Origin of the sequence: Arcobacter sp. CECT 8985 (assembly GCF_004116495.1) — a bacterium.
In the GTDB taxonomy this organism is placed as follows: domain Bacteria; phylum Campylobacterota; class Campylobacteria; order Campylobacterales; family Arcobacteraceae; genus Malaciobacter.
On record NZ_PDKC01000030.1, the window covers coordinates 19355 to 32213 of the forward strand.

A 12859-nucleotide genomic window follows, 5' to 3' on the forward strand; every position below is an offset into this window, starting at 1 on the left:
TAACTTTATAAATCTAATTCAATTTTAAAACAAGCTCCAGTATATATTTTTTCGTTGTATTTTATAGATACATTTTCAAAACTTAATTTTCCATTCATATGTTTTTCGATTATCTCTTTTGACATATAAAGACCAATACCTGTACCTTTAGAATCATCTTTTGTTGTAAAATAAGCATCAAATATCTTCTCTTTTATTTGATCCTCAACTCCACCTGCATTATCTTTTATTTCAATTATTAATCTATTTTTTTCTATTTTACTAGATATAAAAATCAATTTTTCTTTTATATCTTGATTTGTTAATTCATCTCTTGCATTATTTAAAAGGTTTAGTAAAACTTGTGTAAATTCATTTTCTAAATTTTTTAGATGGGCATCTTGGATATCTTTTATTATTTCTATGTTTCTATCTTGAAGTTGTGCGCTAACAAGTTTTAGTGCTTTATTTATAATGAAATTAATTGTAAAGTCTGTTTTTATTTTGTAAGGCTTAAAGAAATTTCTAAAGTCATCAATTGTTTGTGATAGATATTGAGCTGATTCATTTATTTGTTCTAAACCTTTTAAAAGTTCATCATCTTTAAGGATTTCCATCTCTTTTTGTAGTTTCATTCCCGTAGAATAAGTTGCAATATTTGAAAGTGGTTGTCTCCATTGGTGGGCAATATTTCCAATCATTTCACCCATTAAAGCCATTTTAGATTGTTGTGCTAAAAGTTGCTCAGATTTTATTCTAGCAGATGATTCTTCTTCAACTTTTTGGTTCAATTTTTCATTTAACTCTTTTATTTGTGTTATATCAATAGCAATACCTAAAATATAAGTTTTTTTTCTAAAATAGAAATAAGGAATCTTTACTCTTAATATTTCATAATAGAAAATTTCATCATTTTTTGATTTAATTTTTTCTATACTTTTTAATTTCCCATGTTCTAATACTTTCATATCTTTTTGTTTTGTATTTGACAAATTGTATTTTGTATCAATTACATAAGAACTCTTACCTAATAATTCTTTTTTATTTTTTAAATCATAAAAATCAACTAGTGCATCATTTACTATGATAAATTCGCCTTTTATATTTTTAATATAAAATGGGTGTGGAATTGAATTTACAATATATTCTAATAATATTACATGACGTGAAATTATTAAGCTTATAAAAATAGATATTGGAATAGCAATAGCAGTGATTAATAAAAATAGAAATAAAATTTCTTCTTCTAATTCATTGACAGATTTATTATAGTAAACATCTTTTGTTTTTAATAATATAAAAAAAGTATTATCTGTAATATTTACTTTTTTTACATATAAATTACTTTTACTTTTTTTAATATAATCTACTATATTAGTCATATCATTTATATTTACATTTTTAATCATATCAGATATATTATAGTTTGTTTTAAGTTGTCTACTCCATGATTTGTTTTTATCTGGGTGAATTAAATAGTTTCCCTTTTTATCAAAATAATAAATATCAAATAGTTTACTTTTTGTAATTTCATTAAGTAATATTTGTGCATTAAAATTAAATATCAAAATACCTTTAAATTCATTTTTTAAATAAACTGGAGTTGAAACTCTAATTGTAGGTCTAAGGGGAGTTTCAATTTTTTCATTTTCAATATTTAAATCGAGTTTCGAAATATAAAATTGACCATCATTTAACGTTTTTGTTTTTAAGAAATAATATCTATTTTTTTTATTTTGTAGTTTTGTAGCTTTGTGTATATTATTTTTCGAATTTTTTTCGAATCTAATTATTTCATTACCATTTTTATCAATGTATCTAGCTTGAAAAAGTGAATTATTTGAACTAATAAGTAATTTAATATATTTTTCAAAGGTAGGCAGTTTTTTTAAAAGATTATCACTTTTTATTTCTTCATTTAATGTTGTTAATTCTCTTTTATAAATATCAATTGTTTGTTTTATTGTATGTATATTACTTTTAATTTCGTAATTTGCAAACTCCATGTTCTTCTTATATATGGACTCTTTTTCAAAAGACAGAAGTAACAAGAAAAGAGTTAAAGAAAGAAAACCCCCAAGACATAAAATAGTAAAAAGTGCATTAAAAAAATGTTTTAGATAAATTTTTCTTTTCATTAGAAGTCCTTTGAAAATACAACTTATTATAGTAGAATATAAAAATAACATTAAATTAAATTAAAAAAATACAATTAAACAAAAAAAATTTCAATTAAGTGAGAAAAATAGTAAGAGGATTCTTATGAATTATAAGAGCGAGCGTGCATTATTAAATCTTATTAAGTATAGTTTACCAATCGTAACAATATTTATTTCATTTTTTATCACATACTCTTTATATTTGCAAAATAAAAGTGATTATGAAGAAGAAAAAAGTAAATTAAAGTATGAATTTATAAAACAAAATAAAAAAATTGTTTATGATGAAGTTCAAAGAGTTTACTCATATATTGCTTTTGTAAAAAAAAATACAAAAGTTGAGTTGAAAAGATTGATTAAAAATAGAGTTTATGAAGCTCATAGACTTGCAACTTCTATTTATGAAAAATATAAAAATCAAAAATCAAAAAAAGAGATTTTTCAAATTATAAAAGATACTTTAGGTGCAATAACTTTCAATGAAGAAAAAGCATATTATTTTATTACTGATATTAATGGAAAAACTCTTCTTAAACCTTTTCATAAACAGTGGCAAAATAAAAATCTTTTAAATTATAAAGATGTTAATGGTTATAATTTTGTAAAAAAAATAGTAAAAACTATAAAAAATAAATCAGAAACATTTAATACATATTATTTGCATAAAAAAAATCATAATAAACCTTCTGAAAAAATTACTTATTACAAATATTTTGCTCCTTATAATGTAGTTATAGGAACAGGAATATATTTTGATGATTTTGAGAAAGAAGTAAAAAAGAAAATTTTATCGTATATAAATAAAATAAGATATTTTAATATAGGGTATGTTTTTGTGCTTGATTATGATTATAATGTATTAAGCTACATAAATAAAGATTTTATTGGGAAAAATCTACTTGATATAATAAAAACTCCAAACCCCAAAAATGATTTAGAAAATATGAAAATCATTGCAAAAAGTAAAGAAGGTTACTACTCATATATTCAAAGTAATAAACCAGAAACTAACAATGCAGTTAAAAAAATAAGTTTTATAAAAGGTGAAAAAGATTGGAATTGGATAATCGGTAGTGGTTTTTATGAAGATGATTTATATGAAAAATTAGAAAAAAAACAAAATCAGTTAAATTCTCAATTTTTTAAAAGCATAAAACATGTTGCAATCTTATCTAGTTTATTGACAATCTTATTACTTTTTATTTCATATTATGTTTCAAAGTTAATTGAACAAAAATTTATAAAATATAAAAATGAACTAGAACAACAACAAAATATTCTTGCACAACAATCAAAAATGGCAAGTATGGGAGAAATGATTGCAAATATCGCTCATCAGTGGAGACAACCACTTTCCGTAATTTCAACTGCAGCAACAGGAATTAGTTTGCAAAAAGAGATGGGAATCTTAACAGATGAAGAGTTTTTTAAATCTACAGCAAAGATAAATGAGTCATCTCAATATTTATCAAAAACTATTGATGATTTCAAAAACTTTTTTAGTCCACACAAAAATAAAGAGTTAATTAATATTGAAGATACATTAAATCAAACAATAAAACTTCTTGATGCACAGTTGAAATCAAAAAGTATTAATATAGTTAAAGAAATTCAAAATGTAGAATTTTTCACATTAAAAAATGAACTTTTGCAAGTTTTAATAAATATATTAAATAATGCAAGGGATGAATTAATAAAATTAAATATGCAAAGATATATTTTTATTAAAACAAAAATAAAAGATGAAAATTTATTAATTGAGATATATGATAATGCAGGAGGAATAAAACAAGATAATCTTACAAAAGTTTTTGAGCCTTATTTTACAACAAAAGAAAAGAGTATAGGAACAGGAATAGGACTTTACATGAGCCATCAAATAGTTCATAAGCATTTAAAGGGTAATTTATTTGTAAAGAACTATAATTTCACTTATGAAAATAATAAGTATAAAGGCGCAATGTTTATACTTGAAATCCCAATACTTAAAGAGTGAGAAAATGGCAGAGAAAACAACTGTACAGAATTATTTTTTTTATTTGGCAACTGCAGTTGTTATAATTGCAGGAATTAAAGCATCTTCAGAAATTGTAATAATACTCTTGTTATCAGTATTTATAGCTTCAATTTTATCTGCATTTTTGAAAGTTTTAGAAAATAGAAGCGTTCCTAAACTTTTAGCATATATCATTCTTCTTTTTGTTCTTACTATTATCACTTTGCTTTTAGCATATATGGTTAATACTTCATTATCTAGTTTTAGTCAAAATCTTCCTACATATGAAGTTAAAATTAAATCATCAATAGTAAAAATCATATCTTATATTGAAAGTTTTGGTTTTACAGTAAATAAAGAACAGATATTAAAAGCATTAAATTTTAGTTACTTTTTTAACTTTACTACAGGTTTATTAGGAAATATTAGTGCAATTTTTTCAAAAGCACTTTTAGTACTTATTGGAATAGCTTTTATTTTATCAGAAACAAAAGTATTTGAAAAAAAATTAAAAGTAATATTTAAAAGTGATAATAATAGATTAACAAACTTTAAACTTTTTTCTCAAAATCTACAAAAATATTTTATAGTAAAAACATTTACTAGTTTTTTAACTGGACTTTTTATTTTTATAACATTAATATTTTTTGATATTGAATATCCTATTCTTTGGGCTGTAATTGCATTTTTATTTAACTTTATTCCTGTTATTGGTTCCATAGTTGCAGCAATCCCAGCTGTTTTGTTATCTTTAATAACAGGGAATTTTGAGATTACTCTTTGGTTAATATTAATATACATGATTGTAAATATTACTATAAGTAATGTCTTAGAGCCAAAATTTATGGGAAAAGAGCTTGGTCTTTCTCCTATGATAATCTTTTTTTCATTAATATTTTGGGGTTGGATTTTGGGAATAGTTGGAATGTTTTTAGCTGTTCCTATCACAATGACATTAAAAATTGCATTTGAATCTACGAGAAATACAAAGTGGATAGGAGTATTACTATCTGATTTGAGTAGAAAAAAAGGGCATATACACTAGTTTTTAATTTCTAGTTTATATCCTATCTTTGATATATTTGTTATTATATTTTTACCTATTTTTTGTCTTAGTTTTGTTAAGAGATTTTTTAAAGCAGAATCTGTTACTTCAAATGCATCTTCCCATACAACATTTTTTATTTCATCATAAGTTACAACACGATTACTATTTTTAATAAGAAGTTCAAAAAATTTTAATTCATTTGATGTGAGCATTATAATTTTATTATTTTTTTTATCAAATAATTGCTTTTTTAGAACATCATATTCTAAATCACTATTTAATGAAATAAAATAATTTCCTTTATTTATAAGTTTTTTTGCACATTTGTCAAATACACAAATTAAATCTTCATAACTAGCAGGCTTATTTAAGTACTCTATTACTTCATATTTTATTGCATCGAGTAAGTATTCAGTTTCTAAATATGCAGTTAAAATAATTATTGGAATATCTTCATTTTTTAATCTAATTGTTTTTATAATATCTATACCATTTATATCTGGAAGGGTGATGTCACTTAATACAATATCAATATGATTGCTTTCAAAATAATCTAAGGCATCTTTTCCTCTTTCAAAGCTTACACATTTTTTAAAGACCATTTCTAGGACTTTTGTAAGATTTGTATTGATTGTTTTCTCATCTTCTATATATAAAATTACAAGATTTTTTAATACTTCTTTATAGTTTAAATTATACAATGCTTTATCCACTCTTATGATTTACTAATAATTCATTTTATTATATAATATAAAGATTTAAGTTTGTTTAAATATTAGATGTGAAATAATTCTATTAATTATTTTTTTAAAAAAAGGTATGACATGAAAAAGTTATTAGTAATCTTCTGTTTATTTTCATTGTTGATTTCTACTTTGAATGCAATGAGTTTAAAAGAAAGTGTTGAAAAAACATTGGTTTCAAATCCTGATATAATTGCGGAAAGAAAAAATCAAGAAGCATATAAATATTATGTTGATGAAAAAGAAAGCAAATATCTTCCAACTTTAGATTTAAGTGCATTTATAGAAAAATCAAGGGTTAAAGATAAATATAAAAGTGATAGAGAAGATACTGATACGACGAAACATGGTTATAATGTTGGACTAACTTTAAAGCAATTAATATACGATGGAGGATTAACTCCTAGTGAAATAAGAGAGATGACACATCAAGATCTATCAAATAAATATAGAAGTTTAAATGCAATTGAAAATACTGTATTAGAAACTTCAAAAGCATATACTTCTTTAGTTAAGTTTAATGAACTAATTGCTTTATCAAAAGCTATGATTAAAACAAACGAAAATAATTTAACAATTGCAAAAGAAAAAGAAGAAATTAGTGGTGAGGTTTTAGAAACATATCAAGTATCATCAAAACTATATTTTGCAAAAGATAAGCTTTTTGAAGAAAAAAGTAGCAAACAAGAACAATTAAATGCTTTAAAAAAATATGTGGGAGAAGATGTAAAAACTCCTGTATGTAGACCTGTAATAAATGAAAAAATAATTCCAAATAAACTTACAACTGTTATAAAAAAAGCAGTATTAAATAATTATGAAATAAAAGAACAATTAGAAAAAATAAAAATTCAAAGGGAAAAAATAGCACAAAATAAAGCTGCATTTTTACCTACAATTACATTTGAATTAAAAACTAGTAAAGATAATGATATTGAGTTAGATGGTGATGGTGTAGAAGATGAACATTATGCAAGATTAAATTTTAATTGGAACTTATTTAATGGGGGAGCTAATAAAGCTACAGCCTCTAAAGAAAAACTTTTTTTACAAGAACAAAAAAAGACATTAGATGAGATTACTAACAAGATAATTAAAGATGCAAAAGATAAATATTTTCATTATCTAAATAATAAAAAAAGAGTTGAAGTACTTAAAAAATATGTAGATGCAAATGCAAATATAGTAGAAGTTTACAAAAATGAATTTGAAGCTGGAACAAGAACATTTGTTGATATTTTGAATGCACAAACAGAGCTATATCAATCAACAGAAAGTTTAATTGAAAGAGAATATGCTTTATATGAAAATTATTATGATTTACTATATACTCTTTCAAATTTAGGTGATACTATTTTGGTATCACAAAATCAAGATTGTAGTAAAATAAAACCAAGAGTTTATAAAATAAGTCCTGACAAAAAACAAGAAGAATTTTCTGATGAGTTAAAAGATCTTTTACAAACTGATAATTCAGTAAATTTCAATGAAGAAAAAGTAAGTACTTCAACAAGTAAACTTCATACATTTAAAAAAAAACAAACAGTAAAAAAAGAAAATAATAATATTATAGGAAAATTAATGAATACTCCTTCAAATGATTATACAATGAATATTTCAACTGTTGAAACAAAATATTTAGATAAATATTTAGAAAAAAATAATTTAAAAAAGAAAGTTATTACATTTGGATTTGGAAAAAATAAAAAGAATTCAAAGGTATTATTAGGTATATTTAGTAAATATAGTGAAGCAAAAGAGGCTTTAAATAATTTACCAAAAAATATATTATCTTCTAATCCATATATAGTATAGATAATATATCAAAGCATCAAAGACTTTATTCTAAGTATAACTAATAAGGCGGTACCTTTTTGTGAGTAGTGAAAATTTAGATGAAAAAAAAGAAGATAGTACATTAAAAAATCTAAAAGATAGAAGACAAGTAGATGATTTATTAGAGTGTCTTGTCTTTTTATCTAAGTATCACAAAAGAGAGACTTCTCACCAATCTTTGACTTTTGGATTACCAATTCATAAGTCTTCAATGAACACAGATATGTTCTTGCAAGCAGCAAATAGAATTGGATTAACAACAAAAGTTGTAAAAAGAGCAATTCCCAATATTACAAAACTAGCTTTACCTTCTGTTCTTATTTTAGGAAAAGGTAGAGCTTGTATTTTACTAGATTATGATATTGAAGCAAAGAGTGTTGAAGTTATTATACCAGGACTTAGTTCTGGTGTTACAAATCTTACTTTAGAAAAATTAGAATCAGAATATACAGGTGAATTAATAATTGTCAAGCCAGAATTTAATTTTAATAATAGAGTTGAAAATGAAGTTCTTGTAGAACAACCAAAAGAGTGGTTTTGGGGTACATTAAGAAGAAATAAAGGAATATATAAACAAGTAGTTATTGTATCATTATTTGTAAATATGCTTATATTAGCAACACCATTATTTACTATGAATGTTTATGATAGAGTTCTTCCAAATAATGCTATGGAAACTTTATGGGCACTTTTTTTTGGTATTTCTTTAGCAATGATATTTGATTTTATTCTAAAACTTCTGCGTTCATATTTTTTAGGGCTTGCAAGTAAAAGAGCAGATACTTTAATCTCAAACAATATATTTAATCAATTATTAAACATTAAAATAGATGCAAAACCTTCTTCAACGGGACAATTTGTAAGTAGATTACAATCTTTTGAAAGTGTTAGAGAGTTTTTTACAAGTGCTAGTATTGCTGCAGCTGTTGATTTTCCTTTTATTATTATTTTTATTACTGTTATTTTTTATATTGGTGGACCTTTAGGCTATATTACAATTCTTACAGTTTTATTATCTGTTGGAATTTCGTGGTATATTCAAAGACCATTAAAAGAGATAATTGAAAACTCTGTAAAAGAAGAGCAGATAAAACATACTACTTTAATAGAAACAGTAACTGGTCTTGAAATTATTAAAAGTATTAGAGCTCAAAATAGAATGAGAACGCATTGGGATCAAGCTGTAAATAAAACAACACATTATTCAGATAAAGGACAGTTTTTATCTCAAACTATTACATTTTTAACTGCATTTATTTCACAATTTTCTAATATTTTAATAGTTGCATCGGGTGTTTATTTAGCAGGGAAAGGTGAAATGACTATGGGTGCTATTATTGCTTCTATGATGTTAAATGGAAGAGTAATTGCACCAGTTTCGCAACTTGTTGGGATGATTATAAAATATGATAAAACAATGTTATCTTTAAATAATCTTGATGAGGTTATGAATATGCCAGTTGAAAAAGAAAATAAATCATATATAAGTAGACCAAATTTAGCAGGAACGATTGAGTTTAAAGATGTTCAATTTTCGTATAAAAATCAAAACCACCAAACTTTAAAAGATATAAACTTAACAATAAAACAAGGTGAAAGAGTTGCTATTTTGGGGAAAATTGGTTCAGGTAAATCTACACTTTTAAAGCTATTGTTGAATCTTTATGAACCAACAAAAGGATCAGTATTAGTTGATGGAGTTGATATTAGACAAATTGATCCTGTTGATTTGAGACAATCCATTGGTTCAGTTCCTCAAGAACCATTTTTATTTATGGGAACAATAAAAGATAATATTACAATTGGTGAGCAATATGTTTCAGATGAAGAGTTATTAAGAGCTTCAAAAGTAGCAGGACTTGATGATTTTTTAGGAAAGCATGAAGCTGGATATGATTTAGTTGTTGGTGAAAGAGGTGAAGGTTTAAGTGGAGGAGAGAGACAATCAGTTACTCTTGCAAGAGCACTTATCTCAAATCCAAATATTTTAATGTTAGATGAGCCAACAAATTCAATGGATAGACAAACTGAAAAAATGTTTATAGATAGAGTAGAAAAAATTGTAGAGGATAAAACTTTAATTGTTGTAACTCATAAAACATCGCTTTTAAGATTAGTTAATAGAGTTATTATTGTAGAAAATGGACAAATTATACTAGATGGTCCTAAAGAAGAAGTATTTAATAAAATGAGTAAGTAAAATGAAAGAGCAAGAAAATAAATTTAAAAATCATAATAATACTTCTAATAAAAAGAGTAAAAAAAGAAGAACTCTTAAAACATGGATAAAAGATATATATGGCTTAAATGGAAATGAAAAAGAGGATTTAGATTTTGTATATACAAGTTATAGTTATGCAAATGAAGAGCCAACATATGTATCAAAAGTAGTATTTACTGTTGTTATTAGTGTTTTGACTCTTTTTGTACTTTGGGCAGCATTTGCAAAAATTGATGAACAAGCAAAAGGTCAAGGTAAAGTTATTCCTTATGACAAAATTCAAAAAGTGCAATCTTTTGATGGAGGAATAATCTCTAAAATTCTAATAAAAGAGGGGCAACAAGTAAAAAAAGGTGATCCTTTATTGAAAATTGACACTACAAGATTTAGAGCATTATTTGATGAAAATAAAGAAGCATATTTAAGTTTACTAGCAGTTAAAGAAAGATTAGAAGCTGAAGCAAATATAGATATAAATAAACCTCTTCCAAAATTAAAATTTCCAAAAGAAGTTATAAAAGATGGTAAAGATTATGCTGAATCTGAAAGAAGTCTTTTAAAAAGTCAATATAATGAGTTGAAATCTTCTATTGATGTATTAAAAAATCAATATAGACAAAAACAACAAGAGCTTAAAGAAGTAAGATATACAATTAAAAACTTAAGAAAAAGTTTTAGAATTATTAAAGAACAAAGACGAACAATCCAGATGTTAGCTCAAAAAGGTGCTAAGTCAAAATATGATGTTTTAAATATTGAAAAAGAGTATAACAAAACTAGTGGTGATTTGGATTCTGCATTACTTTCTGTACATAAATCAAAACTTGCAATAAATGAAGCAAAGTTTAAAATTGAAGAGAAAATAAATACTTTTAAAAGAGAAGCTTCTGATACTTTACAAAAAACAGTTGGGGAATTAAATAAAGTAGAAGCAAAACTAATATCTGATAAAGATAAAGTTGCAAAAACAATCATAAAATCACCTGTTGATGGTATTGTAAAACAGATATATTTAAATACAATTGGTGGTGTAGTTCAATCTGGTATGGATTTAGTTGAGATTGTACCAAATAGTAATAGTTTACTAGTAGAAGCAAAAATTGATCCAAAAGATATTGCCTTTATAAATCCAAGTCATAAAGCAATTGTTAAAATTACTGCATATGATTTTTCTATATATGGTGGATTAGAAGGAAAAATTGTAGATATTTCTGCAGATAGTATTGTAGATAAAGAGTCAAAAGACCAAAAAAGTTATTATAGGGTTTTAGTAAAAACAGATAAAAACTATTTAGAGAAAGATGGTAAAAGACTTCCAATTATCCCAGGAATGGTTGCAACTGTAGATATTATTACAGGTAAAAAAACAATATTAGATTTCATTTTAAAACCAATTTTAAAAGTGAAACAAAATGCATTTACTGAAAGGTAAAATTTATGATTAGATATCTTTTTATTTTTTTTCTTTTGATTTTTATAAGTGGATGTGTAGCTCCTAATTTTGAAAATAAAAAAGTTATAGTTAATAATAACTTGTCAATGGCTTTAAGAACAAATAATTTTGATAAAGTAAAACAATTAATTTCAAAAAATAATATAAATCAAAAAGATAATTATGGATACACTCCATTACATATAGCTGCAAGATATAATTATATTGAACTTGCTAAATATCTTTTAAATAATAATTTAACAAAAATTGATGAAAAAGATGATTTTAAAGATACGGCACTTTTAGATGCAATAAAAAGCAAATATATAGATATGACAAAGATTTTGATTTGTAAAGGTGCAAATATAAATATAAAAGATAAATTTAATTTATCAACTAAAGATTATATAAAAAAAATTGATAATGAATTTTTACTTGAATTAATTAATTCAGATAATAAAGAGTTATTATGTAAAGAAAATGAAGCATTACATACTAAAATTAATGCATTAACTTCTAAAGATGATGAAAAAATAAATCAAGATAAAAAAGATTTAACTATCCGAAAAAAAGATTTAATTAGTGTTGATAATTATACATCAATAAATAATAAAAAACCAAAAATTTGTGGAGACCTGATTGATTTAAATGTAAAAAAAATAATTTTGTCTTTAAAAGATAAAACATACAATGCAAAAATTAAAGGTAACACTTGGTGTGCTAAAATTGATGATAAATTAGACAATGGTTCATATTCATTAAGTGTAATGGCTTCATATGATGATTACCAAGATATAAAACAAGAGGACATTTCTATTTATGTTTTGGATGATTTATATAAAGATTTATATAATCAAATAAAAGTTGAATTGCCAGTGTGGAATGCAACTTTTGATGAAAATAATCTTGAAATAACATTTAAAAATAAAAAAAGTTTTTTTTATGAAGATAAAATAAAAACAGACTTTAAAATTATTTTAGATCAATTTATTCCAAAATATATTTCAGTAATAAAAAAATATGAAGATCAAATTGTAAATGTTATTATTGTTTCAAATGAAAAAGTTTCTAAAGATGAAGGGAATATCGCTAGTGCAGAAAAAGTTTATCAATATTTAAAAAATATAAAAAGTAGCATAATAAGCAGTAATGTTATGTGGATTGAAAAAAATATTTTTCCTGAAGAATTAAAAAGTTCAGAAGTACAAAATATGAATAAAATAATATTTAAAATAGAAGTAACTAAAAAATAAGGGGATAATTATGAACATTAGAAGTTTATTAGGTGGGTTATTTATTGGTATTTTACTTATAGGATGTACTTCAAATAAAGATTTACAAATAGTAAATCAAAATGATAAATATGGACTTCATAATGTAAAAACTAATAAAGATCAGATTCCTGTTATTTATGATGATTTAGTTTTAATTAAAAATTATAATTC

Annotated in this window: 9 protein-coding genes; 7 read left to right on the plus strand and 2 right to left on the minus strand. The window is 23.7% G+C overall.

Annotated features, from left to right (window positions below; all coding sequences use genetic code 11):
• Window positions 1-5 precede the first annotated feature (5 nt).
• The gene (locus tag CRU93_RS11490; RefSeq protein ID WP_164967673.1) at window positions 6-2117 is read right to left on the minus strand and encodes a PAS domain-containing sensor histidine kinase; all 2112 of its coding nucleotides are present in this window, start codon (window positions 2115-2117) and stop codon (window positions 6-8) included.
• Between the two features lie 124 nt (window positions 2118-2241).
• On the opposite strand from CRU93_RS11490, the gene CRU93_RS11495 reads away from it, so the two are divergent.
• Together CRU93_RS11495 and CRU93_RS11500 are read left to right on the plus strand one after the other, a co-directional pair.
• Window positions 2242-4134 carry a cache domain-containing protein gene (locus CRU93_RS11495; protein ID WP_129104346.1) on the plus strand — a complete coding sequence of 631 codons (1893 nt, stop codon included), beginning with the start codon at window positions 2242-2244 and terminating at the stop codon, window positions 4132-4134.
• A gap of 4 nt (window positions 4135-4138) precedes the next feature.
• The gene (locus CRU93_RS11500) at window positions 4139-5179 is read left to right on the plus strand and encodes an AI-2E family transporter (RefSeq protein WP_129104347.1); all 1041 of its coding nucleotides are present in this window, start codon (window positions 4139-4141) and stop codon (window positions 5177-5179) included.
• On the opposite strand, the gene CRU93_RS11505 is transcribed toward CRU93_RS11500, so the two are convergent.
• Complete coding sequence (locus CRU93_RS11505) at window positions 5176-5883, minus strand: response regulator transcription factor (protein ID WP_129104348.1); 708 nt, start codon at window positions 5881-5883, stop codon at window positions 5176-5178. The two genes, CRU93_RS11500 and CRU93_RS11505, sit on opposite strands and share 4 nt — an antisense overlap.
• A gap of 123 nt (window positions 5884-6006) precedes the next feature.
• On the opposite strand from CRU93_RS11505, the gene CRU93_RS11510 reads away from it, so the two are divergent.
• From CRU93_RS11510 to CRU93_RS11530, 5 genes are all read left to right on the plus strand, one after another.
• Complete coding sequence (locus CRU93_RS11510; RefSeq protein ID WP_129104349.1) at window positions 6007-7740, plus strand: TolC family protein; 1734 nt, start codon at window positions 6007-6009, stop codon at window positions 7738-7740.
• A gap of 61 nt (window positions 7741-7801) precedes the next feature.
• Window positions 7802-9961 carry a type I secretion system permease/ATPase gene (locus CRU93_RS11515; protein ID WP_129104350.1) on the plus strand — a complete coding sequence of 720 codons (2160 nt, stop codon included), beginning with the start codon at window positions 7802-7804 and terminating at the stop codon, window positions 9959-9961.
• 1 nt (window position 9962) lies between these two features.
• Window positions 9963-11414 (plus strand): HlyD family type I secretion periplasmic adaptor subunit, encoded by a 1452-nt coding sequence (locus CRU93_RS11520; RefSeq protein ID WP_129104351.1) that lies wholly within the window; start codon window positions 9963-9965, stop codon window positions 11412-11414.
• Between the two features lie 5 nt (window positions 11415-11419).
• Entirely contained in the window at window positions 11420-12667 is a 1248-nt protein-coding gene (locus CRU93_RS11525; RefSeq protein WP_129104352.1) for an ankyrin repeat domain-containing protein, read from the plus strand.
• A 10-nt stretch (window positions 12668-12677) separates the two neighbouring features.
• A partial coding sequence (locus CRU93_RS11530; protein ID WP_164967675.1) for a hypothetical protein occupies window positions 12678-12859 on the plus strand: 182 nt, incomplete at its 3' end.

Coding starts and splice junctions, on each gene's coding strand:
- CRU93_RS11490 (WP_164967673.1), bottom strand. CDS start 2,117: ATGAAAAGAAAAATTTATCTAAAACATTTTTTTAATGCACTTTTTACT.
- CRU93_RS11495 (WP_129104346.1), top strand. CDS start 2,242: ATGAATTATAAGAGCGAGCGTGCATTATTAAATCTTATTAAGTATAGT.
- CRU93_RS11500 (WP_129104347.1), top strand. CDS start 4,139: ATGGCAGAGAAAACAACTGTACAGAATTATTTTTTTTATTTGGCAACT.
- CRU93_RS11510 (WP_129104349.1), top strand. CDS start 6,007: ATGAAAAAGTTATTAGTAATCTTCTGTTTATTTTCATTGTTGATTTCT.
- CRU93_RS11520 (WP_129104351.1), top strand. CDS start 9,963: ATGAAAGAGCAAGAAAATAAATTTAAAAATCATAATAATACTTCTAAT.
- CRU93_RS11525 (WP_129104352.1), top strand. CDS start 11,420: ATGATTAGATATCTTTTTATTTTTTTTCTTTTGATTTTTATAAGTGGA.